At 67.9% G+C, this 22,970-nt stretch carries 22 protein-coding genes; 8 read left to right on the top strand and 14 right to left on the bottom strand.

What is annotated here, in order from left to right; all coding sequences use genetic code 11:
* The first annotated feature begins 7 nt into the window (after window positions 1–7).
* Window positions 8–130, top strand: coding sequence for an FAD-dependent monooxygenase (locus VF106_RS50885; RefSeq protein WP_414638976.1), 123 nt, complete (start codon window positions 8–10; stop codon window positions 128–130).
* Between the two features lie 95 nt (window positions 131–225).
* Here the strand turns inward: VF106_RS50885 and VF106_RS15815 are convergent, their stop codons facing one another.
* The 4 genes from VF106_RS15815 to VF106_RS15830 all read right to left on the bottom strand — a co-directional run bounded on the left by VF106_RS15815 (window position 226) and on the right by VF106_RS15830 (window position 3,015).
* The gene (locus VF106_RS15815) at window positions 226–363 is read right to left on the bottom strand and encodes a hypothetical protein (RefSeq protein ID WP_330840466.1); all 138 of its coding nucleotides are present in this window, start codon (window positions 361–363) and stop codon (window positions 226–228) included.
* Window positions 364–515: 152 nt separating this feature from the next.
* Window positions 516–1,322 (bottom strand): class I SAM-dependent methyltransferase, encoded by an 807-nt coding sequence (locus tag VF106_RS15820; RefSeq protein WP_330840467.1) that lies wholly within the window; start codon window positions 1,320–1,322, stop codon window positions 516–518.
* 86 nt (window positions 1,323–1,408) lie between these two features.
* Window positions 1,409–2,335, bottom strand: a complete 927-nt coding sequence (locus VF106_RS15825; RefSeq protein WP_330840468.1) for a UbiA family prenyltransferase — start codon at window positions 2,333–2,335, stop codon at window positions 1,409–1,411.
* On the bottom strand, window positions 2,332–3,015 hold the full coding sequence (locus VF106_RS15830; RefSeq protein WP_330840469.1) for a class I SAM-dependent methyltransferase: 684 nt from the start codon (window positions 3,013–3,015) through the stop codon (window positions 2,332–2,334). The genes VF106_RS15825 and VF106_RS15830 overlap by 4 nt, the downstream gene beginning before the upstream one ends.
* A gap of 424 nt (window positions 3,016–3,439) precedes the next feature.
* Between VF106_RS15830 and VF106_RS15835 the strand changes: the two genes are divergently transcribed.
* Window positions 3,440–4,744: a M20/M25/M40 family metallo-hydrolase gene (locus VF106_RS15835; RefSeq protein ID WP_330840470.1), complete on the top strand. Its 1,305-nt coding sequence runs from the start codon at window positions 3,440–3,442 to the stop codon at window positions 4,742–4,744.
* Between the two features lie 369 nt (window positions 4,745–5,113).
* Here VF106_RS15835 and VF106_RS15840 read toward each other — a convergent pair whose 3' ends face one another.
* The 5 genes from VF106_RS15840 to VF106_RS15860 form a co-directional block, all read right to left on the bottom strand.
* The gene (locus tag VF106_RS15840; protein ID WP_330840471.1) at window positions 5,114–5,446 is read right to left on the bottom strand and encodes a hypothetical protein; all 333 of its coding nucleotides are present in this window, start codon (window positions 5,444–5,446) and stop codon (window positions 5,114–5,116) included.
* Between the two features lie 212 nt (window positions 5,447–5,658).
* Entirely contained in the window at window positions 5,659–6,165 is a 507-nt protein-coding gene (locus VF106_RS15845; protein ID WP_330840472.1) for an EF-hand domain-containing protein, read from the bottom strand.
* Window positions 6,166–6,314: 149 nt separating this feature from the next.
* The gene (asnB, locus tag VF106_RS15850) at window positions 6,315–8,153 is read right to left on the bottom strand and encodes an asparagine synthase (glutamine-hydrolyzing) (RefSeq protein WP_330840473.1); all 1,839 of its coding nucleotides are present in this window, start codon (window positions 8,151–8,153) and stop codon (window positions 6,315–6,317) included.
* Window positions 8,153–9,157, bottom strand: coding sequence for a methyltransferase (locus VF106_RS15855; protein ID WP_330840474.1), 1,005 nt, complete (start codon window positions 9,155–9,157; stop codon window positions 8,153–8,155). The genes asnB and VF106_RS15855 overlap by 1 nt, the downstream gene beginning before the upstream one ends.
* A 20-nt stretch (window positions 9,158–9,177) precedes the next feature.
* A complete protein-coding gene (locus VF106_RS15860) occupies window positions 9,178–9,636 on the bottom strand; it encodes a PhzA/PhzB family protein (protein ID WP_330840475.1) in 459 nt (152 codons plus the stop codon).
* Window positions 9,637–9,799: 163 nt separating this feature from the next.
* On the opposite strand from VF106_RS15860, the gene VF106_RS15865 reads away from it, so the two are divergent.
* Window positions 9,800–10,633: a PhzF family protein gene (locus VF106_RS15865; protein ID WP_330840476.1), complete on the top strand. Its 834-nt coding sequence runs from the start codon at window positions 9,800–9,802 to the stop codon at window positions 10,631–10,633.
* A gap of 7 nt (window positions 10,634–10,640) precedes the next feature.
* Here the strand turns inward: VF106_RS15865 and VF106_RS15870 are convergent, their stop codons facing one another.
* The 5 genes from VF106_RS15870 to VF106_RS15890 are packed head-to-tail and all read right to left on the bottom strand — an operon-like array spanning window position 10,641 to window position 15,029.
* Complete coding sequence (locus tag VF106_RS15870) at window positions 10,641–11,243, bottom strand: pyridoxal 5'-phosphate synthase (protein ID WP_330840477.1); 603 nt, start codon at window positions 11,241–11,243, stop codon at window positions 10,641–10,643.
* Window positions 11,236–11,589, bottom strand: a complete 354-nt coding sequence (locus VF106_RS15875) for a hypothetical protein (RefSeq protein WP_330840478.1) — start codon at window positions 11,587–11,589, stop codon at window positions 11,236–11,238. The genes VF106_RS15870 and VF106_RS15875 overlap by 8 nt, the downstream gene beginning before the upstream one ends.
* Window positions 11,586–13,484, bottom strand: coding sequence for an anthranilate synthase family protein (locus VF106_RS15880; protein ID WP_330840479.1), 1,899 nt, complete (start codon window positions 13,482–13,484; stop codon window positions 11,586–11,588). Before VF106_RS15880 ends, VF106_RS15875 begins: the two co-directional genes overlap by 4 nt.
* Window positions 13,481–14,098, bottom strand: a complete 618-nt coding sequence (locus tag VF106_RS15885; protein WP_330840480.1) for an isochorismatase family protein — start codon at window positions 14,096–14,098, stop codon at window positions 13,481–13,483. Before VF106_RS15885 ends, VF106_RS15880 begins: the two co-directional genes overlap by 4 nt.
* A 58-nt stretch (window positions 14,099–14,156) precedes the next feature.
* The gene (locus VF106_RS15890; protein ID WP_330840481.1) at window positions 14,157–15,029 is read right to left on the bottom strand and encodes a ParB/RepB/Spo0J family partition protein; all 873 of its coding nucleotides are present in this window, start codon (window positions 15,027–15,029) and stop codon (window positions 14,157–14,159) included.
* A gap of 570 nt (window positions 15,030–15,599) precedes the next feature.
* On the opposite strand from VF106_RS15890, the gene VF106_RS15895 reads away from it, so the two are divergent.
* From VF106_RS15895 to glgX, 5 genes are read left to right on the top strand one after another with little or no spacing between them, the layout of a single operon-like run.
* Entirely contained in the window at window positions 15,600–16,661 is a 1,062-nt protein-coding gene (locus VF106_RS15895) for a gluconate 2-dehydrogenase subunit 3 family protein (RefSeq protein ID WP_330840482.1), read from the top strand.
* On the top strand, window positions 16,658–18,457 hold the full coding sequence (locus tag VF106_RS15900; RefSeq protein WP_330840483.1) for a GMC oxidoreductase: 1,800 nt from the start codon (window positions 16,658–16,660) through the stop codon (window positions 18,455–18,457). The genes VF106_RS15895 and VF106_RS15900 overlap by 4 nt, the downstream gene beginning before the upstream one ends.
* A 1-nt stretch (window position 18,458) precedes the next feature.
* Window positions 18,459–19,601, top strand: a complete 1,143-nt coding sequence (locus VF106_RS15905; RefSeq protein ID WP_330840484.1) for a cupin domain-containing protein — start codon at window positions 18,459–18,461, stop codon at window positions 19,599–19,601.
* A gap of 12 nt (window positions 19,602–19,613) precedes the next feature.
* Window positions 19,614–20,858, top strand: coding sequence for a cupin domain-containing protein (locus VF106_RS15910; protein ID WP_330840485.1), 1,245 nt, complete (start codon window positions 19,614–19,616; stop codon window positions 20,856–20,858).
* Entirely contained in the window at window positions 20,858–22,966 is a 2,109-nt protein-coding gene (glgX, locus tag VF106_RS15915; protein WP_330840486.1) for a glycogen debranching protein GlgX, read from the top strand. The genes VF106_RS15910 and glgX overlap by 1 nt, the downstream gene beginning before the upstream one ends.
* The last annotated feature ends 4 nt before the right edge of the window (window positions 22,967–22,970 follow it).

The following is a 22,970-nucleotide window of genomic DNA, read 5'->3' on the forward strand; positions in this document are numbered from 1 at the left end:
CTGGACCCTGAAACAGTGGCGAGTGGACAGACTCTTCTTCCTCGGCGACGCGGCACACATGACCCCACCGTTCCTGGCGCAGAGCATGTGCCAGGGCATCCGCGCCGACGCTCGTGCGAGGCGGTCCTAGCCCGACCGGACCACTACGTGTTCGGCGGCGCCCACTCGGCAGCGGGCGTCGGCGAGCTGCTCGACCATGCCCGCCGACAGCTGTCGAGTGGTGGGTCAGTGCGCGGTCAGTGCGCCGATCGTGTGTCGCAACTGGTCTCGGGGTGGGCCGACCGGGGGTGGGGGCGTGCGCATGAGGGTTGACCAGATGCGTTCGATGCGGTCGTGCAGGTCGGTGTCGGTGTCACTGTCCACGCTGGACTGGCCAGAAGGCGCGCGAGGGTCCGCCGGCAGACCTTCCCGTCGGGTCCATGGGCGTGCCGTTCGACCTCGGCGAGGCTGATGTGTGGCCATCGAGGACTGCCACCTGGCGCAGCCACCCGGTTACGTGCGGCGTGCGAACCGGCTCAGCCACGGCACCGGCCCTGGACGGAGTAGAAGACGGTCGACGAGGCGCGGAAGTCGGGATGTCCCATCACACTCCGCACCTCCGCGAGCTGCCGGTCGCTCATGCCCGCGGCGATGAACCGCTCCCTGGCGTGGATGGTGTGCAGAGCCTGCAACCGCAGGCCCGCGGACCCGGCGTGCCAGGGCTCGACGAACGACGTCACGTCCACACCGGACAGTCCGGCGTCGTGCATCGCCTGGGGCACCCGGCATGCCCACGTCCCGTCGGCGCCCGCCGCCGCCCACACGTCGGCCTTGGCCCGCAGGTACGTCTCGTAGATGGCCCGCGACCGGTCGTCCGGGGTCACCAACGGCGGCGTGTGGCTGGTGTCGACCTCGTCGATCTGCAGCACACCGCCGGGTTTGAGCGCACGCACGAGTCGCCGCAGCACGGCCTCCCGCTCCGGCAGCCAGCACAGCACGGTGCGGGCATGGATCAGGTCGAACGTGCTCTCCGGCAACGGATCCCGCGCGATGTCGTGCTGCGACACCGTCAGTCCCGGCGCGGCGGGGATCTGGCGGGTGTCGATGTCGGTGGCGAGCACGGACCCAGCCGGCGTCACCCGGCCGGCCAGCCACACGGCGATGCTGCCGCCGCCAGCGCCGACCTCGAGGCAGTGCCAACCCGCGCTGACGCCGGTGCCGCGCAGCCGGCTGACGGTGATCGGGTCGTACGCCTCGCGCCACAGCCGGTGCAGGTCGGCCGAGCGTCCGCTGCCGTTGTCGTACACGTACCCGGTTCTCGCCGGGGTCACCACCGTGGCCATGTCAGGTCCACCGCCTCATACCGGTTCCCTCCGTGATTGTGCGGAGCACAGATGTGGCACCCAGTCGCCGGCGTAGTCGTGCGCCATCAGCGGCCTCCCAGGAGGTTCACGGTCACCAGCGTCAGCACGGTGACCCGGTGGACCCACCCGCCGAGCCGGCGGGCACGCAGGATGTCGAGCCGGCGGAAGCCGAGGCGGTACTGGTTGGCACGCAACAGGATCGTGGGCAGCATGACGAGCGGGAACCAGCCAGGCGCACCGGCGAGCGGCGCGCACAGGATCAGCGCGAGCTCGGCGAGGGACACCAGACCGACGAAGACGGCGTTGCCCCGCGGCGAGGCCAGCGCGGCGACGGTCAGGCGGCCGACGGCCCGGTCCCCCTCCACGTCGTTGGTGTTCGAGTACACCCCGAACAGCAGCGGGCCGAGACCGAACAGAAGTGCCTGCACGACCACGAAACCGGGTGCGTGACCGGTGAGAAGGCCGTACGGGGCGAGGAACAGCGCCCACCCCAACGCCGCGACGTACACCTCCTGGAACCCGCGGTAGCTGACCTTGAGCCCCCACGAGTACTGCGGGTAGAACACGATGGTCACCACGATGACCACCAGTGTCCACATCGGCCGGTGCGGCGCCGCCACCACCGCGACGATCCACAGTAGAGCGCCGAGCGCGGCCGTCAGCACGGCGAACCGCACGACCTGCCGTTCGGTCAGGGTGCCGGCCAGCAACGGCTTGCGGTGCAACCGCCCGGCCTGCGCGTCGACGCCGTGGTTGGCCAGGTCGCTGCCGTCGTGGTAGCCGGTGCGGTCGTCGAGCGCGACCAGGGTCGCCATCAGCAGGACCTCCCCGACGAGGAAGGTCCCGAGCACCGTGAGGTGCTGGCCGTCCACCCGGGCCGCCGGGGCGAGCAGGCTCCAGACCACCAGGGCGCTGAGGTAGTAGTCGAAGATGTCGAGCTTGGCCAGCCGCGCATAGGCCCGCCACGAGGCCGTGGTGAGCGTCGCGGTCATGACTGGTCCAGGGAGACGAGCGCGGAAAAGGACCGGTCGCCGCCGTGGTACACCTCGCCACGTTCGACGATCGTCGCACCCGGCAGCATCGCCAGGTACTCCTCGAGGGTGCGCAGCCTCGCGTACCGGCCGACCGGGGCGGCGGCGTGGTCGTACTCGACCAGCACAAGGTGCGTGGCGGAGGCGGCGATGCGCCGGCAGGCCTCGGCGAGCCCCTCGTCGTCCAGCACGTGCATGAGCACCCACACGCAGACGGCCACGTCCATGGGCGGCCGGCACACGGGAAGCCGCTGCGCCGTGCACTGGTGAAACGTGACGTTGGCGAGCCCCGCACACGCGATCCGCGCCTCGACGAGCATCTCCTCGGTCATGTCGACGGCCAGGACCCGTTCGGCGAGGGCCGCGATCGTCGGCGTGAGCCGACCGATGCCGCACCCGACCTCCAGCGCGCCGCGCAGGGGTCGCCTGAGCCGGCACTCCACCGCGCGCAAGTGAGCGGCGAGCTGCCGCTCGGTCGCCACGGTGACCGCGGCGGCCAGCGCTTCCGGCTGGGACGCCCGCATCACGCGCGCGAGGCCGGCACGGCGAGCACGGCGTCGCCACTCGCGCTCGATCTCGTCGCTCGTCGGCTCGCCCCGGCGAGGCGCCGGGAGGACCGTTCGCTGTCCGAGTGGTTGCACGGGTTCGTTCCTCGCTGTTCAGGCCGTCGCGTTCGCGGTGGCGAACTCGACGACGGCGTCGGCGACGCGTTCGACCTCCGCGTCGGTCAGGTGCGGGTAGATCGGGATGGCGAGGGTGCGCACGCACTCGCCGCGGCGGTCACGACTGAGAAATGCGAGAAGAACGCCACCGCCAACACACCTCCCGGAGATCGGGCCAGAACGGCCACGTTGACTTTAGACACACTTCCCCCGCATCTCGCCCGCTCTTCGGTCGATCAACACGCAAGTTCACCCATTTCGGGAAACCCGCTCTGATCGGTTGACACTCCCCGGCCGGCGCGCAATTCTCCGGCGCGACGGAGTGGCCGGAAAGTGGCGACACGAGGAGGCTCATGCGATCGCTCACCGCCATGCGCCGGCTCGTGCCAGAACCGGTGGCAGCGTGAACCAACCCACGCATGTCCCACTGCTCGACGTCGAGCGAGAACTGTTGCTACGTCTGCTCCGCCTGCCCACCGCGGGTCCGCTGGAGACCGGCCAGGACAGCGCGCCACCCCGGCTGTGGGAAGCACAGCACGCCTATGCCGTCGCGGCGGCCAGGCTCGGCATGGCCGCCGTTCGCCACGGCCCGGCGAGCGCGGACTGGGCGTTGCGTGACGACGTGCCGCTCGCCGTCCGGCAGGCGGTCGGGGAGATACCCGGCTTCCTCCACTCCCAGCCAAGCCTCGTGCTCCGCCTCGGCCCCACACTGCGAACCGCGGCGACGGTCATGTTCAACGTGCACCTCGACACCGTGTCCGGAATGGAGCCGGTGACCTTCGACGGCACACGGTTCACCGGCCGCGGCGCGATCGACGCGAAAGGTCCCGCGGTCGCCCTGCTGGCCGGCATCCGCGCCGCGGCGGCCGCGGAGCCGTCGATCGGGCGCGACATCGGCGTGCTGATCCAGGCCGTGTCCGCTGAAGAGGGCGGGGCGATGGGCACGATCGGCACCAGACCCCTGGTCGAGGCCGGGTACTATGGCCGCCTCAACGTCTTCTGCGAGCCGACCGGCCTGCGTTACCTGCCGAGGGCCACGGCCGCGATGACCGCCTGCGTCCGGGTGCGCGGTGTCGACGCCGTCGACGACCGGCCGGAGGCCGGCCACAACGCCACCGTGCTGCTGGGTTTCCTCGCCCAGCACCTCGGGGTGGCACTCGCCGCGAGGACGGGCGAGCCACGACTGTGTGTCGCCGGACTCCACACCGGACGGATGCACAACCGGGTGTACGGGACCGGTGAGCTACTGCTGAACGTGGCCTACGACTCGCCAGAGTCCGGTGCGCGGCTGGAGTCGGCGGTCCACGCGGCCGTGGCGGAGGGGCTCGAAGTGTTCACCGCCCGGTTCGGCGCGACGAAGGAGTTCGCCCGCACGGCCGAGGACGCCGCCCACGTGACCACTGTGGACTGGCACAAGCGTGGGCTGCCGACGCTGACCGGATGCGACCAGTGGTGCGACGACCTGCTCGGCCGGGAGGCGGGCCTGGTGCGATGGCCCGACGACGAGCCGTCGTTCTCCTGTGACGCGATCTGGATGCACGGGCGGCCCAGTACGTCCACAGTGGTCTTCGGGCCGGGCCTGCTGGACCGCAACAACGCACACGCCCCCGGCGAATACGCCGACCTCGCCGACCTGGAGCGGTTTGCCGCCGCCGTCGCCAACATCCTCGTCGGGTTCGCCAGCACTCACGGTTACGGAAGCGGATGATGCGCGTCCTTAACGGAACCGAGCCCCACGAAGGGCGCCCTGCAGAATCCGTGGTGTGAACAAGGTGCTGGGCTGCTCGACCATCTGCGCGACCGGTAGAAGCGGCGGTAGACGGTGGCGTCGTTGGGAATCGAGTTGAGCAGGCGGGTGAAGTAGCGGCCGGCAAGCCCGGGGGCGGCGCCGGTCCAGCCCAGGTCCGAGCAGGGCGCCAGCTGCCACGGCATGCATAGGCCCCGCGCGGCGCTGCGTTGGAAGGCTCGACCAAGGCCGGTCAGGTCGGCGGTACGGCGACGTTTACTCAGCAAGCCGTCGAGGACGGTGGCCTGTATCGCCGCCACTGTCATGCCCTGTCCATGGAGCGGGTTGAAGCTACAGAGGACGTCGCCGATGGCGATCAGTCGCTCCGGCCGGTGGGACATCCGATGAAACGGCGTCCGGCGGTTGCCGAGGTTGACCACCCGGGTAGAGCTCGCCGGCCGGTTTCGCGTGCTCGGCGCACTCGGCAACCATCGGATTGTCCAGGCCCCGGAGGAACTCGAGGAAACCTTGCTCGTCGGTCGGCGTTCGCTCGCCGCCCGCGCCGATCGCGCAGATCAACCATCGCCGCGACTCGACGGCGAAGACCCCGTCACCGCGCCGCTGGTCGGGCGCGCGGGTGACCTGGACGTTGATCGTCCACTCGGGACTGTAGCCCGGTGGCATGTCGTAGAGGCGGGTGCGGCAGGCGGACCTCCGGTCATGCCGGTCACCCGAGCGCCGCTCTGGTCGAACCGAAGTCCGGCGAATCCGCCACCGACTACGACCGCGTCACACCAGGGTCGCGCCGTGTCGGCAGCGCTCGTGTCACGATGGCGGGGACGCGGGCCGAACCCGGAGCGCGGGCTCGGCCCGTGCGATTTCGGAGACGACATCGGTCAGTTGCGCGCGCCCCAACTCGACAGGAAGGCCGTGGCCTCGTCACGGCTCACCACGTTGTCGCGGTCCTTGTCCATCCGCTGGAACGTCTCGTCGATGACCTTGTCCGACAGACCAAAGGCCTTCTGGACCTTCTTGTACTCGTCCCTGCTGATGGTGCCGTCCTTGTCGGTGTCCATCAGTTCCCAGAGGGCATCGACGACCGGCTTGTTCCGTTGGAACGCGGTGGGATCTTCTGCCGTGCGGCGCTGCAGCGTAGCGACGTACTCCTCACGGCTGATCGCATCGTTCTTGTCGGTGTCAGATTCCTCCAGCAGTTGCCTGCCCCACGTCTTCAGAGCGGTGGTCAGCTTCTGGTGAATGGGCGATCCCGGCGCATGGCCGAACTTGGCGCACACACGGTCGGCGAGCAGGACGTAGTCCTCGGTCGTGACGCGGCCGTCGCCGTTCGTGTCGAGCGTCTTGAACTCGTCCTCGATAAGGCGCTGCTGTTCAGTGGTCAACATTTTTCGCGTACTCCTCGTCTCAGACTTTCTTGAGAATGCGGGCCATCGGGCCAGCGAACTCGATACTAGATGATGTCGCGTAAATGATCGGCGCGAGTTCTGCCTATCACCTCTTCGTGTCGTCTCGGTCGATTCTTTTGGGTGATTCCTCAATTCAGACGCATATTCGGGCGGTACAGGTCCAGCCAGTGGTAGAGGTCCAGTACGCGGTCCACCGCGTGCCGCGAGTCGCTCGGCAGCGTGAGGTCCCGTTCCGCGGTGGCGGTCAGCCAGTCGGGATCGACCAGGGTGAACACCGGGTGATCGGGCTCGGTCAGCAATTCCTTGACCTGTTGTTGGAGCGCGGTCGCGTAAACCGGATCCTGGGTGGACGGGTACGGGCTCTTTCGTCGCTCCAGCACCGACGCCGGGAGCAGGTCCGCGCACGCGTGCCGCAACAGACTCTTCTCCCGGCCGTCGAAATTCTTCATCGACCACGGCGCGTTGTAGACATATTCCACGAGCCGGTGGTCACAATAGGGCACACGCACCTCCAGGCCGACGGCCATCGATATTCGGTCCTTGCGGTCGAGCAACGTCCGCACGAACCGGGTCAGGTGCAGGTTGCACAGCAACCGCATGCGTCGCTCGATGGCGCCGCTGTTCGGCAGGTGTTCGACCGCTGCCGCCGCCGTCGCGTACTCGTCGGCCACGAACGTGTCGATGTCGAGCAGCGCGCGCACCTCCGGCCGGAACGGGGCCGCGCGTTCTCCGCCGAGAGGGCTGCGGAAGGCGAGCCATGGGAAGGTCGGCGTGTCGACCGTGACCGGGTCGTGCAGCCATGCGTAGCCGCCGAACACCTCGTCCGCCGACTCGCCGGAAAGCACCACGACGCGCTCTTCCCGGATCGTCCGGCAGAACAGGTACAGCGAGGTGTCCATCTCCCCGAACGTGTTGGGAAGGTCTCGGGCGGCGATCACGGTGCGGCGCAGCGTCGGATCGGCGAGCTCGTCCGGCCGGAACGCCACCGTGGAGTGGTCCGATCCGACGAGGCCGGCGACATGCCGCACATAGGGCGAGTCCGGGGTGCCCCACACGTTGTCGGCTTCGAAGCTCTCCTCCCGTCCGACGAAGTCGACCGAGTAGGTCCGCAGCCGCTCGCCCGACTCGGCCAGCCGACCCGAGGCGAGCGCGGTGATGGCGCTCGAGTCGAGTCCGCCGGACAGCAGGATGCCGAGCGGGACATCGGCCACCAGTTGACGTTGGACAGTGTCGGCCAGCATGTCCCGGACCGAGGCCACCGTCGCGGGCAGGTCGTCGAGGTGCTCCCTGACGGGCAGCGACCAGTAGGTGCGGGTCTGGATCCCCTCTGCCGTGACGGTGACGATCCCGCCCGGCAGGACCTCGCGCATGCCCCGCCACAGCGCCCAGCCCGGTGTCATGGTGAACGCGACGAGCTCACGCAGCCCCTCGGTGTCGACGATCGGGTCGATGTCCGGGTGGGCGAGGATCGCCTTGGGTTCGGAGCCGAACAGCACGCCGTGCGCGGTGGGTTGGTAGTAGAGCGGCTTGACACCGAGACGGTCACGGACCAGTGTCAGCCGGCGGTCACGCTCGTCCCAGACCGCGAACGCGAACATGCCGTTGAACCGCTCGGCAGCGGCGGCGCCCCACTCCAGGTAGGCGTGGAGCACGACCTCGGTGTCACTTCCGGTGCGGAAGTGGTGCCCGAACCCGGCAAGCCGGGCCCGCAGTTCGGCGAAGTTGTAGATCTCTCCGCTGTAGACCAGGACTATGGTGCCGGCCGGGGTCGTCAGCGTCATCGGTTGGGCGCCGCCCACGGGGTCGATGACCGCCAGTCGGCGATGTCCCACCGCGGCGTTCGGTCCTGTCCAGCGGCCCGTGTCGTCCGGTCCCCGGCTGGCCATCGTGCCGGTCATCCGGTCGACGATCTCCCCTCGGGCGCCGGGATCCCTGACATAGTCGACCCAACCGACAATGCCGCACATCAGCGGGCGGACACGATCGTGGCGGTGTAGTCCATCGGCAGCTCCGCGGTTCGTTCCACCGTCAGGCCGGCCTGGTCGAGCAGGGTGTGGAGCGTGGCCAGCGTGCGGTGCCCGCCGCCGACCATCATCAGCAGGTGCAGGTCCCACATCGCCGGCACCAGCGCACTGTCCTCGTCCACGAGGAAGCGGTCGAGGATGACCAGTCGCGCGTCCGGGGCGCCCATCGCCTGCCGGACGTCCTTGAGCAGAAGCGTGACAGCTTCGTCGGAATGCCCGGCGAAGACCCGGCTGAGCACGTACACGTCGCCACCGTGGGGAACGCCGTCGAACATGTCCGCACCGACGACGGCCACGCGCTGCGCCCCCCATTCGGCCCGCAGACCTTCCCGAACGGGCGCCACCACGTGCTCGCGGTCCAGCAGGGTGCCGCGCGAGCCGGGGGACGCCGCCAGGATGACCGAGAGCAGCTCCCCGGTCCCGCCCGCGATGTCGACCACGTGCTTACCGGAGAAGTCGAACACCTCAGGCACATAGTCGAAGAAACCGTTGCCCGCTTTCAGCGCCGACTGGAACCGATCCGACAGGTCCTTGTTCTGTCCCATGCCGGCGTAGAACGGCATACCGAAGGCCAGTTCGAAGCCGGAGCGCTGCGTCGTGATGGCCTCGAAGGCGTGTGCCCACGCAGCGTAGTACTCCTCGCCGTGCAGCAGGCACATGTCCCGCATCGAGCCGGGTTGGTCCGACAGGACGACGCTGACCGGTGTGTTCCGGTATCCGCTGGTCCCGTTGCCCTCGAACACCTTCATCGCCACCAGCAGCCGCATGAGGCGCTGCACCGCCACCTCGTCGGTACCGGCCGCCCGCGCCAACTCGCGGTCGGTCGTGTGGCCCGAGGCGATGTGGTCCGGCAGCCGGAGCTTGACCGCCGTGTACAGTGCCTGCGCCCGCCAGGCGCCGGTGATGTGCTCGGTCGCGGTCCGCACCGCGGCGAGGTCGATCTTCATACAGGGGCCTCCAGCCGGAATCAGGTGGGTATGCCACCGCGTTGGATGACGGGGACCTCGATACCGAGGGCCCTGAGCTGGTTGAACGGGTTCATGAATTCCCGCTGCGTCTCGATTCGACCGTTGTCCAACTGGAACGAGTGCAGGAAGTGGTTGCGGTAGAAGGAAGGGTCGTATCCGGGGTAAAGGATCTTCCCCTCACCATCGCACTCCGCCCAGAACCAGTTCGGGTCCTGGGTCTCGAAGACGTTGATGTTGAACCACCTCCAGTCCGGGAACATCCGGAGCGACCACTCGCCGTGTGCCCTCAACTTCTCGTGTCCTCTGGAGACGATCGGCTCCTCGGTGTCCGAGGTGTACAGGCCCGCGCTGCCGTCCTGAGTGAACAGGAGGTATCTGGTGAGCCGGTTCTCGCCGTACCTGCCGAGATAGTCCTCGACCACCGCCCGGTTCCGGCGACGCAACTCCTCTTCGGCCATCTCTCTCCTTCGTGGCGAACAAGAGCGTTTCCGCCGGCTTTGTACAGCGCGCCGGGGCTGGGCGTCCAGTGTCCAACTGGGAGGGTCAGCACGACGGCAGGTCGGTGATGATTCTCAGTTGGACGGTCAGCTGTGACGTGGCCCCGTCGAGTACGGTCGCCCCATGCGGGACTACGTGGTGGTCGACGTTTTCACCGACAGGCCGCTGGCCGGCAATCCGGTTGCGGTGTTCCCGGACGCCGCCGGGATGTCGGAGTCCCAGATGCGGTCCGTGGCCAGGGAGTTGAAGCTGTCCGAAACGGTGTTCGTGTTTCCGGCGCGCGGCGGAGGCGATGCCGAGGTCCGCATCTTCACGCCGGTCAACGAGTTGCCGTTCGCCGGCCACCCGACGCTGGGCACCGCGATCCTGCTCGGCCAGATGACGAACACGGACCGGGTGCTGCTGGAGACGGGCATGGGCATTGTTCCTTTCGACCTCCAGCACGGTGCGGGCGCCGCGTTCGGGGTCATGGCACAGCCGATCCCGAGATGGGAGCCGTACGACCGGGCCGAGGAGCTCCTCACCGCTCTCGGGCTGACAGCTTCGACGCTGCCTGTGGACGTCTACCGCAACGGGCCGCGCCATGTGTATGTCGGCGTGGACGATGTGGCCGCGTTGTCGGGGCTTCGACCGGACCATCGCGCGCTGGCCGAACTGCCGGACGTGGCCGTCAACTGCTTCGCCGGCGCGGGAGCCGCGTGGCGGATGAGGATGTTCTCCCCCGCGTACGGCGTGGTCGAGGACGCGGCCACGGGGTCAGCCGCCGGGCCGCTGGCCGTCCACCTCATCCGGTACGGCATGATCCGACTCGGCAGGCTGATCCGCATCGAGCAGGGTGTCGAGATGTCCCGGCGGTCGAGGATGTACACGCGGGTCGAGGGCGACCGTCGTGGCATCAGCCGAGTCCAGGTGGGCGGCAGTGCCGTGGTGGCGGCGCACGGGTCGATGCACGTGTGAGGACGGATCAAGGCTGCAACCGCCGGAAGGTCCATCCGTCGTCGAGTTGGTCGTAGCGCAGCCTGTGATGTAGCCGGTCCGAACTGGCCTGCCAGAACTCCACCTCGTGGCACACCAACTCGTAGCCGGCCCAGGTGTCCGGCCTGCGCAGGACCGTGCCGCATTCGGCCAGTTCCCTGGCACGGGCCCGCAGGATTCGCTCGTCCTCGAGCGGCTCGCCCTGCCGGGCGAGAAACGACATCGCCCGTGCCTCGGCGGGGCGGTCGAACCACAACGCGTCGCACTCGTGGTCGGGCAGCCGGACCGCCGGACCGCCGAGCACGATCTGCCGGCCGCACTCCCGCCAGTACAGCACCGCCGAAGCCCAGCCGGTGGTCGCGATGTCGTGTCCTTTCCTGCTGTTCGCATGCGTGGTGAAGACAAGGCCCCGGTCCGTGGTGCGGAGGGCCTGGACGGTGCGGTTGGACGCTCGACCGGCGCCGGACGCGGTGGCGAGCGCGAACGCTCCCGGTTCCCGGACCCCCAGGTCGACCGCGGCCTGGAACCAGGTGCGCAGCAGCACGATCGGATCCCCAGGCGGCTCGTCCAACGTCGACATCCGCTCAGCCACGGCCCCACCGGGCGCGGGGCGCACACTGTCCTGGAACCAGCGGGTCCTGGCTCGCCGGCACGCCCCCGACCGCCGCCTCGACCTCGAACCGCATCCGTTCGGTGGGTGGGTAGCCGATCAGCTCGGACGCGCGTTGCGGGGGAAGCTGGGGGGCGAGTTCCGCCGAGTCCTCCCACAGCGTGACGGCCCCCCAGCGGTTCGTCGCCCGGTCCGAGATCCAGAACTTCAGCCGCAGGCCGGGCACGTCCTCCCACGGCGCGATGCCTTCCTCACGCAGGTAGGTGCCCAGCGTGTCGATGGTCTGGCTGGAGGCGGCCAGGTCCCACCACACCACCGTTGCCATCATGATTCCAGTGCCTCCTTGATCCGAGTGGCGAAGATCCGCGGGCCGTTCTCGGTGAGAACCGACTCCGGGTGGAACTGCACAGACGCGAACCGCTTGCCCCGCAACGCGAAAACCTCTCCGGTAAGCGGATCCCGGCTGACGTCCACCGGGCCGATGTCCACCCGGCTGAAGCTGTCGTGCGGGCTGCGCGCGTGGAACGTGTTGTAGAACCCGACTCGCTCCAGGGAGCCGAAGAGGTCGATGGTGCGACGCACACCTTGCTGGGGTCGCTCACCACGGACCAGGTCCAGGCCGAGCTTGGCGCTGAGCACCTGGTGGCTGAGGCAGACCGCGAGGAACGGCTGCCCGGTGGCCAGCAGGTGCTCGATCATCCAGTGGAGCCGGCCGATCCTCGCATCGTCCAGGTCGCCGGGGTCACCAGGGCCTGGCCCCATGATGACGAAGTCACAGGCATCAGGCAGTTGCTCACCAAGTCGGGCCACCACCACCTGGCTGCCCAGTGCGCGCACCTGGGTCTCGATCATCGTCGTGAACGTGTCCTCGGCGTCCACCACCACGATCCGCAGCCCGCCCAGCTCGGGCGGTTGTTCGAACCGCGGCGAGGCACCGGCCAGCCAGAACCCTGACAGGCCCGTGTTGCGGTCAGCGAGCCTGGCGCGCACCACCGGATGACCGCGAAGCGGCTCGGCAGGTGGACAGGGCGCTGGGAACTCGGGCCGAGGACCGCGGGAACCCACCAACGCGTCGAGTAGCCCCGCCGCCTTCGCGCGTGTCTCGGCGGCCTCGGCGGCCGGATCCGAGTGACGGACGATGGTCGCGCCCACGCCGACCTCCAGGTGTCCCGCGCTGTCGATCTCCGCGGTTCGGATCATGATGGCGGAGTCGAGAACGGGCGCACCGCGTTCGTCGCCGCTGATCAGCGCCACCACCCCGCTGTAGTAACGGCGTCCGCGAGACTCGTGCCGCCGTATCACTCGGCACGCGTTCTCAATCGGGCTGCCGGTCACCGTGGGTGCGAACATCGTCTCGTGGAGGATCCGTCGCGGGTCCCGGTCCGAGCGGCCCTCGATGAGATATCCCGTGTGCGAGACGCGTCTCATCTCGTGCAGGTACGGTCCGGTCACGCGCGGCCCGGTCGGGCAGATCCGCGCCATCATCTTCAGCTCTTCGTCGACGACCATGTTCAGTTCGTCGGTTTCCTTGCCGCTGTCCAGGAATCTCAGCGTGCCCGTCAACGTGGGGCCGGTCGCCGGATACCGGTAGGTGCCGCTGATCGGGTTCATCACCGCGACCCCGGAGCGCAGACTCACATGGCGCTCGGGAGTCGCTCCGACGAACGTGCGTTCGCCGGTGTGCACGAGGAACGTCCAGTAGGAGCCGGCCTCACGCTGGCACAGGCGCTGGAAGATCGTCAACGCGTGACGGACGTCGAAGTCCACGATATCGGCACGAAGCGACCGCCTGATGACGAAGTTGGCACCTCGCCCCCGACCGATCTCTTCGGTGATGACACGCTCGACCGAGCACGCGTAGGCGTCGTCGTCCGGGTCGAAGCGCTGGTGTGCCAGTCTGGCCGGACAGAGGGGCAGGCGGAGGAGGACGTCGGCCACGGGCAGGGTGGCCTCGCCGGTCACGCGCAGGGCGATGAGGGGAGCACCGTCGTCGATGTGCTCGAAGCCGCGTTCGGCGAGCTGGCGGTAGGGCAGCAACAGCAACACCTGGTGACCTGACGTCGGCTTGTGCCCCGGTGTGTTGGCAAGCGTTTCGGGGATGGACAGCTCGCCGACCAGGATGTCGATGTGGTCCGGACCGGCCGATCCGGCGCGCAGGAGCAGTGCGAACGGGGGTGGTTGTGGTGCCAGCACGCGGTCCAGGACTTCCCACCCGCCCGTCATGGAAGGAACTCACCGGTCGAGATGACCGCAGCGCACTGTTCCGTCAGAAACCGCGTGGCGGCGCGGTGGTGGCCGGCCGAGAAGTCAGCGATGGCGTCGTCCACGACGAAGGGCTGGATGTCGTTCGAGAAGGCGTCTACGGCCGTCGCCTGCACCCCGATGTGCGCGTAGATCCCGCACACGATGAGTTGGTCGCGATCGTTGTCGCGCATCCTGTCCGCCAGGTCGGATCGGCAGAAGGCGCTGTAGCGCCACTTCGTGAACACCCAGTCGGATGGCGCCGGCTCCAACGGTGGCGCCACATCGCGATCGGCGGGACTGTCGGTCATGCCGTTCCCCCAGAAGTGGCGCAGCAAGCCACGTTGAGCAGTGGTCATGCGGCCCGGCTGTGTGGTGTACGCGACCGGTATCCCCGCCGCGCGGCACCGGTCGCGCAAGGCGGCGACGTTGTGCAGGAGCTGTTGTCGAACCACGTCCGGGAAGAACCTCAGGAAGAAGTGCTGCATGTCGTGCACCAGCAGCACGGCGCGTGCCGGGTCGACAGTCCATGTGACGACGTTCTGTGGCCGGTCGCCGGGCGGAAGGTCGTAGGGTTCGACCTCGGGAATGCTCACCATCGTCTCCTCATCGGCCAGGACAAGACAGCCGCGTACTCCGGGGGCGGCCGCGTGGTCACATCGAGCCGCCGACCTCCCGAGACAGGCGATTCGCCAGGGACTGCCAGAAGACGGCACAGTCAACCGCTATCTGCGCCACCGCGGGTCGGCAGTGCTCGGGCACGGTGTTCGCTATCGCGGACCAGTTGCCCCTGCTCGCGACGTGGGCATTGAACAGGCGGAGCAGCATTCGGCCGGCCTCGGTCAGTCGGAGTGAGGGATCCGCGCACAGGTTGCCGATGCCGACGTGCTGCCCGACCACCGCCTGTTGGGGCACGTCGACAGGGAGTGGGGCCGAAACGTCCTTGCGAAACAGGTCGGCGCGTATCACGCGCGCGGTCTCCGGCGAGATCCGCGCCTTCTTCGCCACCTGCCTCAGTGACAGGTTCGGATCGTCCATCAGGGCCTCGCGGGCGACGAGCTTGCGGCTCTCGATGTCCATCGGACGGATGCGTCCGTCCCGGCCGATCCGGACGTTCGCCCGGTGTTCGCCGTTCGCCCGCTGCCGCACCTCGCTCACCGTGTGCGGGGACAGCCCTGTCATCGAGGCGATCAGCCGGTCGGACCAGCAGGCGTACCAGGACACGACCCGGGCGGCGGCGGCCTTGCGATCGGCGAGGGACAGCGGCAGGCCCCCGTCGATGTTCATGCGTACCGCGAGCACGAACGCGGAACGCTGGTCGCCGTCGAAGAACCGGACCGGAATGGTCGCCTCGTCGCGCAACTCGGCCGCCCGCAGCCGGTGCCGGCCGTCGATGACCCATCGTGTCGCGCGCCGCACGATGATCGGGGGCAGTTCCGTTCCCACGCTCGCGAGCACCGCGACGTGGTCGACGTCCTCACCGGCGATTCGGGGCGAGCCGTTGACGTCGAGGGAGTCGATCGGCAACTGGTCGGCCGGTCCCTCCGCTGGCTCCGGCTCGACCGGAAACGAAATCCCACTTCCGATCGCAAGGTCATCGAACCATGAATTCGTCAACTGTCGCTCCGGGTTCTCGGACAACGGATCGCCAATTGCGGCAGCAGTATCCCTGATCCGCGCAACTCGACCGGTTGGCTCGGTCAACGTCTAAGCGTCGCGGCCCCTGGTTGCCAGCTTCACTATTGACCACGCCCGCCACGCCGGCCACCGCAGGCATAGGATCCACCCCTTCCAGTGATCGATTCGCGTCCGCGAAACTACTCTTCACACGTAACCCTGCGTACGCCCGACCCGAATGGGTGTACGACAACACGTTGAGGGCATTCGGACCGGCTTGTCCTGTTCACCCGGATGACGGGACACCGCCGCCGGGGGCGGATACCAGGCCCACCTCACCTGAAACCGGTGAAACGCGGAGTGTAGGCGCGAATTCCCCGATGGGTTGGGACGGACGCCCGCAATGGACAGAGCGCTTTCACCAATGGTAAGACCGTAGGCGGGGGCGCTGGACCGTACGGCCAAAACAAGGAGGCCTGCGTGAAAGTCGTCGACCGCGGGGACACCTACGTCCTCAACAACTGCGCAAAGTACCTGGCTCGTTCTTTCCGGGATCCTCGCCACGACTACGGCCAGTTTCCCGCGGACGATCCGAGAAATTTCATAGCCGAGAGCTGGCGATTTCCCGTCGTGGACGCCTGGGCCGACGGCTCGAATTTCGTGGCGAACTACGGGTTCAACTCGGTCACCTTCGTCTATCCCGTCTTCCCGGACCGGCCGACCCCGCAGTCGGTGTCCGTGATCGGGACGTTCTCCACGCTGTTCGAACCCGTCGAGCTGCGGCGGATCGCCGACGAACCGCTGTTCGCACTGACCGTCGTCCTGCCGAAGGCCCAGGTGCACACCTACCGGTTCATTGTGGACGGTGAGCCGGTGCTCGACCCGGTCAACCCGCAGCGTGTCGTGCTGGACAACGGGAAGACCTGGTCGCGGTTCTTCACCGACCTGTGTGTCGTCCCGGTCATCTTCGAGGACTGGGAACTGACGCTGCTCGGCCGCATGACCGAACGGATCCTGCCCTTCCACACGGAACTGGGACAGAACTTCCTGAGGCGCTACCACGACACGCTCACCAAGGCGGAGAAGGAGACCCAGTTCGCCAAGGCCTTCCGGCTCGACCAACCGGTCGGCGTGGTGAACTTCATCGACAAGCTGGTGGCCAAACAGGAGAACCACCGACTGGTGGACTACCGACTGTGCCTGGTGCAGATCGACAAGGTCGTGCGGTCCCGCTACCCGTTCGCGGAGCCGAGGGACATGCCGAACGAGGTGTACGACGACCTGTACGCCCAGATGGCCGGCAACGACGTGCCGGGGTGGGACTACAGCGCGTACGGCAACCCGGCGTTCTTCCTGAAGCTGCTGCGCCGCCACGCCTACGAGGGCGCGTTCTCACACCCCAAGTACGGCGGGAACGTGGGCGCCGTGGGTTGGGCGTACCTGGAGAGCCGCTACACCGACCCAGAAACGGGCACGACCCTCTTCGACTGGGAGCGGATCACCGAGCCGCCCCTCGGGACCAGTTTGGACTACCGCGGATGAGCACTCAGACCAACTTCGACGTCGTCATCATCGGCAGCGGGGCCGGCGGCGCCCCGATCGCGAACATCCTGGCGAAGGCCGGCAAGAGCGTGCTCGTGTTGGAGAAGGGTCCGCTCATCCAGCCGCAGTACCAGGATCCCACCGGGCTGTCCGGGTTCAAACGGGACGAGATGTTCTCGACCGGCCCGGAGAAGATCATCCACGTCCCTGGCGTGGCCAACGACGGGGAGTCCTACTACGGCAGCCACGTCGAGCCGGACGTCAACGACGAGCCGCACGTGTACCGGGACGTGAACGGCCAGGACAAGGCCACGATCGAGGGCTACACCGCCCAGGTCGTCGGCGGTGGCACCCAGCTCTACGGCGGGGTGTCGTTGCGGTTCACCCCGACGGACCTGCGGCTGGCGAGCTTCAACGCCGGCCGCACCGACCTGCGGGACGACCCGAACGGTGACGTCGAGCGCGAGTCGCGGGACTGGCCGATCAGCTACGACGAGCTCGAACCGTACTACTGCAAGGCCGAGGAACTCGTCGGTATCAACGGCACCCGCGAGAACCAGCTCAAGTGGGCGAGTGTGGACCACTACCAGCCGCCGCTGGATCCCAACCCGATCAGCAAGTTCGCGGCGGACGGGTTCGACGCGCTCGGCATGGCGCGCTACCGCACGCCGCTCGCGGTGATCACCCGCGACCACCCGCCGAGCGGCCGCACCGCGGGAGACTCGCGCACCGCGTTCGTCAACCGCTACGGGGATCCCCTCGGCTACAAGTCGAACACGTGGGTCTCCCTGCTCAGCCCCGTGAGCCAGCTGCCGAACTTCGAGCTGCGTCCAAACTGTACTGTGACGTCGCTGGAGTCCGACGGTGGCGCCAGGGTCACCAGGGTCAACTACATCAGCGCGGGCGGGGAGTCTCGCACTGTGACCGGTAACGCCGTCGTGGTGGCGTGCTCGGCCATCGAGTCGGTGCGCCTGCTGCTGCTCTCGGCCGAGGCGGACGGCAACTTCGGTGGCCGTATCAACGGCAACGGGCTGCTCGGGACCTACTTCCTGACCCACTGCTTCGGCGGTGGCCAGGCGATCGTCCCCGGACGGTTCGACAAGTCGATCTCGCTGGACTCGGACTGGGCCACGGACCACTGCGCGAGCGACGACTTCCTTCGCGAGTTCGGGCTGTGGGCAGGCGGCGCCATCTACAACAACACCTCCGACGAGGCACTGCCCCTCGCGCTGGGACGCACGCACGGCGCGCAGGACCTGGACACGATCTGGCAGGGCTTCATCAACGACACCTCGCTGATCGGCGAGCGCCTGATCTCCTATCTGGACACCAACGTGGGCAGCAGGCTGTCGCTGGCGTTCATGGCCAACCAGGTGCCGCAGCGGACCAACCGCATCCAGCTACACCCCACTGTCACCGACAAGTGGGGGCGCAAGGCGGCGCACATCCTCAAGGGCTGGCACAGCCACGACATCTACCTGATGAACACGCTGGCCGACCAGTGCGACCAGGTCCTGCGCAAGGGCGTCGGTCCGGAAGGGTCCGACTTCTCGCACGGCGCGATCTGGCAGGCGTCGAACGCGCCGGCGCGGATGGCCAACCACATCCTGGGTGGCGCGCGGTTCGGCACCGACCAGCAGGACTCGGTGCTCGACAAGGACTGCCGCGCATGGAACTTCGACAACCTCTACGTCACCGACGGGTCGTTCATGCCGAGTTCGGGCGGCGGCAACCCGACCCTCACCATCCAGGCCAACTCGTTCCGGGTGGCCGACATCCTGCTGGGGCGGGTGTGACATGAGAACCGAATTCAACGACATCTTCAACACACCTGAGAACAGCGTCTTCAAGGTGGTGTTCTTCCCGGACCGGGTCTATCACGCCTACTCGCTGAGCGCGACGCGCAGCCCGCGCTACCGCTACAACGTGCAGGAGGTCCGCAACGCCCTGGACATCTGCGTGATGAAGGGCGAGGTGTTCCTCGACGGCGCCTACTACAGCAACATCATCCGCATCGAGTACCGTGCCGGCCGGCTGATCGAGGGCATCCGCGAGAAGAACAGGTACCTCAAGGACCAGTTGCAGTGCTGGGTGAGGGTGTTGCCCGAGGATGCCGGCAACCAGGCCGAGGCCATCGTGCCGCTGCACTACGACCCGAGGATCGACGCCTACTACGTGGAGATCTGGGAGAACCTGGAACCACCGGTGGGCAGCAGTCACGACTTCACCGTGCTCCCCCTCATGGGCTACCAGAACGAGATCACGCGACTCTCGGAGTTCGTGCCGGCGTTGAAGGACCTCGACACGCTGAAGAAGGTCGAGCTGGCCTTCCGCGAGAACGCCGTGCAGATCCCGCGTGGGTACCACATCGGAGTGGACGACATCGTCTGGGACAACGCCTACATGCGTTCGCACGAGGTGCCCAACTCGCCGAACCCCAGCGACAGCGCGAACACCGTCAAGGACTCGAACTACGAGCTGACGTTCCAGCGCGACTTCCTCGTGGACGCCAACCAGGTCGAGCCGGTGCGCTACCGCAACCCGATGATGGACGAGGGCAACCCGGACACGTCCGACAACAACATCATCGAGATGCGCTGGCTGTTCCAGCGGGAGCTTGGCGGGTCGCTGGTCTTCTTCCACGAGGTCACCGTGCCCGCCGGCGCGGTGGAGGGCACCCACCAGCACATCGGCACCGAGGAGCTCTACTACATCGTGTCGGGCTCCGGTCTCGCCTACCTCGGTGAGGACGACATGCCGGGCACGGAGCAGTTCCCGACCGTGGAACGGTGGATCTACGGGTTGGGACCGCAGCCGTGCAAGGAGGTGCCGGTCTCCCCCGGTCACGTGATCTTCACGAAGAGCGGCGGCATCCACGGCATCCGGAACCCGGGCCCCGAGCCGCTGAAGTTCGTCGCATTCCTTTACCACACCGCCTGATGGGGAACCGCCGTGGAAATCGTGCATTCCGATGTGGTCATCGACGTCCAGCCCGGGACCACACCCACGTACAACGCCCGCAACCCGCTGCGCACGCTGTTGGACCACATGTCACAGGTGCGCCTCGCCGCGTCCCGTGAGGTCTATCTCGCCGAGCAGCTGCAGTACCTGTTCCCGATCGCGGACCTGACGCTGTACGGGCCTGCCGGACCCGACCACGGGATCCTGGACCCGACGGTCCAGGACAACAAGACCGACTTCCAGAAGCAGAACGTGGCAGGCTTCCACACCACCGACACGTTCCTGGTCCGGGGTGAGGCCGCGGTCGCGGACTGGACCGGACCGTTCCTGCGCATCTCCTACCGGGGCGGGCCGGACTCGGTGCTGTCCCAACGTGCCGGGCACGCCCTCGGTGCGCGGATCAAGGCGTTCGTCCGGGTCGGTGACCGGCCCGGACAGACGATCACCCTGCCGTACAACGAGATCACCGACCGGTACGAGGTGGAGCTGTGGGGCTACCCCGGCGACAACCTCGCTGACCGCCTGGACAGCCGCGGTCAGGAGGCGCTGCGGACCGGCGAGCTCCAGGTGCGCAGAGACCTCGTCCAGGGGTCCAAATCGGACTTCGACCGCGAGGGCCTCGACGGCAGGTACCTGACGGAGGTCGCGCCGGACAACACCATGCACCCGATACTGCCGCTGCATGTCGAGATCGCGTTCAGCGACGAGTCCGAGTCGGTGTGGGACTCGAACGACAGCGCCAACTACCACTACGAGTTCAACATGGTGGTCCGCGGCTGGGACAACTACCTCGGGGTCGGGCTCAGCCCCAACCCGCACGGCGGCGTCGGTTACCTCGAGTACCGCAACCTGCTGTCGAACTACGGCCGGTACGCCGGCTCCCGCGAGCTCGAACGCACCGTCATGCCGTGGGAGTTCGACGCCTTCGGCAACAAGGGAAACGTCAGCGTCGAGCCGTTCATGGCCGTGAACTACATGGACCTGCACATCGTGCTGCCCGAGTGCGGGATCGGCCTGCACCGGCACCGCGACAACCAGGAGATCTTCCTGATGCTGGACGGTACCGGCCTGATGGTGGTCGGCGACTGGTGCAAACTGGACAGTCGCGAGCGGTGCATGGAGGTCCGCACGCTGCGGGCCGGGCACTTCGCCATGCTGAAGGGCGGCAACCTGCACGGGTTGATGAACCCCAGCGACGAGAACCTCTCGCTGTTCATGTTCGGAGGGTACGACTAGTGGATCTCACCTCCGGCAAGCCGTTCCCGATGGGGGCCACACTGGACTCCCAGGGCACGAACTTCGCCGTCTACTCGACTTCTGCCGCGCCCGGTGCCATCCAACTGTGCCTGTTCGACGAGGCCGGGGGTGAGACCCAGATCCCCCTGACCGCTCGCACGGGCAACGTCTGGCACGTCCACGTGTCCGGTATCCGTGCCGGGCAACGGTACGGATACCGGATGTCCGGGCCGTGGGAGCCCGATGGCGGGCTGTGGGCCAACCCGGCCAAGCTGTTGCTGGACCCGTGGTCGAAGGCCATCGACGGGCGGTTCGACGCCGACGAGTCCGTCGTCACCCATGCCCCTGGCAACCGCGACGGGATCGACACCCGCGACTCGGCGCCGCACGTGCCGAGGTCCGTCGTGGTCGACCCGTCGTTCGACTGGCGCAACGACAAGCCGCTCGGGGTCCCGCTGTCGGACCTCGTGCTCTACGAGACCCATGTGCGCGGGCTGACGATGCGGCACCCACACGTGCCCGAGACCCAGCGCGGCACCTACGCCGGCCTCGCGTCACCCCCGGTCATCGACCACCTCACCGCGTTGGGAGTGAACGCGGTGGAGCTGATGCCGGTGCACCACTTCGTCCCGGAGATGCGGCTCCTGCAAGAGGGTCGCACCAACTACTGGGGCTACTCCAGCATCGGCTTCTTCGCCCCGCACGCGGCCTACTCGTCCAGCGGCAGCCGGGGTCAGCAGGTCAACGAGTTCAAGGCGATGGTGGCCGCGCTGCACGCCGCCGGGATCGAGGTGATCCTGGACGTGGTGTTCAACCACACCGCGGAAGGCACCTCCGACGGACCAACGCTCGCCTACCGCGGCCTGGACAACCCGACGTACTACCGGCTGGCCGCCGGCGACCCACGGTCCTACGTGGACTACACCGGCACCGGGAACACGCTCGACACCGGCGAGGCCGAGGTGCTCCGGATCATCGCCAGCAGCCTGCGCTACTGGGTCACCGACATGCACGTCGACGGTTTCCGGTTCGACCTCGCGTCGGCACTGGCCCGCGACACCGTGTCGGTGGACCGGGCGTCGTCCTTCCTGGACCTGTTGTACCAGGATCCGGCGCTGACCGACACCAAGCTGATCGCCGAGCCGTGGGACACCGGCGACGGCTACTTCCTCGGTCACTTCCCGCCGCCGTGGGGCGAGTGGAACGACCGCTACCGCGGTGGCGTTCGCGACTACTGGCGGGCGCAGACGAGCAGCGCGGAGCTGGCGACCCGGCTCGCGGGCTCGCGTGACGTGTTCCAGGCCAAGGACCTGACCCCGGACGCGTCGATCAACTACCTTGCCGCGCACGACGGCTTCACGCTCACCGACCTCGTCTCCTACAACGGAAAGCACAACGAGGCCAACGGTGAGGACAACCGCGACGGCAGCAACGACAACCGGTCGTGGAACTGTGGCGCCGAGGGACCGACGGACAACCAGGACATCGTCGCCCTACGCGCCCGCCAGCGCCGCAACTTCCTCGCCACCCTCCTGTTCTCCCAGGGCGTGCCCATGATCCTGGGCGGCGACGAGATCGGCCGCACCCAGCAGGGCAACAACAACGCCTACTGCCAGGACAACGAGATCTCCTGGTACGACTGGAACCTGGACCAGGAACGGCAGGAACTGCTCGAGTTCAGCAAGCTCGTGATCGGTCTGCGCAGGGCACACCCGGTGTTCCGGCGCCGTGTCTTCCTCACCGGCGAGGAGAACGACGCGGGACTCGGCAAGGACGTCGAGTGGTTCTCGGTGGACGGCACCCCGATGACCGACGAGCGGTGGGGCTCGGGCACGCTCACGGTCGGGATGTGGCTCAACGGCGCGGTTCTGCTCGACCCGATGACGTGCGACCCACAGCCCGACGACACGTTCCTGTTGCTGTGCAACGCGTGGTGGGAGCCGCAGCCGTTCTCCCTCCCGGACAGGCGCTACGGGGTGTCCTGGGTGCCGGTCGTCGACTCGGTCGAGCCCACCGGCGTCCCGGCCCGCCCGACGCCCGTCCTGCAGGCGGGCACCGGCTACACGCTGGCTCCGCGCAGCCTGCTCCTACTGCGCCGGACATCCTGAGCGC

It is taken from the genome of Actinophytocola sp. (assembly GCF_036378875.1).
Taxonomy (GTDB): domain Bacteria; phylum Actinomycetota; class Actinomycetes; order Mycobacteriales; family Pseudonocardiaceae; genus Actinophytocola.

Coding starts and splice junctions, on each gene's coding strand:
- VF106_RS15880 (WP_330840479.1), bottom strand. CDS start 13,484: ATGACGGGCGGGTGGGAAGTCCTGGACCGCGTGCTGGCACCACAACCA.
- VF106_RS15875 (WP_330840478.1), bottom strand. CDS start 11,589: ATGATGGCAACGGTGGTGTGGTGGGACCTGGCCGCCTCCAGCCAGACC.
- VF106_RS15845 (WP_330840472.1), bottom strand. CDS start 6,165: ATGTTGACCACTGAACAGCAGCGCCTTATCGAGGACGAGTTCAAGACG.
- VF106_RS15860 (WP_330840475.1), bottom strand. CDS start 9,636: ATGGCCGAAGAGGAGTTGCGTCGCCGGAACCGGGCGGTGGTCGAGGAC.
- VF106_RS15840 (WP_330840471.1), bottom strand. CDS start 5,446: ATGCCACCGGGCTACAGTCCCGAGTGGACGATCAACGTCCAGGTCACC.
- VF106_RS15865 (WP_330840476.1), top strand. CDS start 9,800: ATGCGGGACTACGTGGTGGTCGACGTTTTCACCGACAGGCCGCTGGCC.
- VF106_RS15900 (WP_330840483.1), top strand. CDS start 16,658: ATGAGCACTCAGACCAACTTCGACGTCGTCATCATCGGCAGCGGGGCC.
- asnB (WP_330840473.1), bottom strand. CDS start 8,153: ATGTGCGGCATTGTCGGTTGGGTCGACTATGTCAGGGATCCCGGCGCC.
- VF106_RS15825 (WP_330840468.1), bottom strand. CDS start 2,335: ATGACCGCGACGCTCACCACGGCCTCGTGGCGGGCCTATGCGCGGCTG.
- VF106_RS15855 (WP_330840474.1), bottom strand. CDS start 9,157: ATGAAGATCGACCTCGCCGCGGTGCGGACCGCGACCGAGCACATCACC.
- VF106_RS15905 (WP_330840484.1), top strand. CDS start 18,459: ATGAGAACCGAATTCAACGACATCTTCAACACACCTGAGAACAGCGTC.
- VF106_RS15820 (WP_330840467.1), bottom strand. CDS start 1,322: ATGGCCACGGTGGTGACCCCGGCGAGAACCGGGTACGTGTACGACAAC.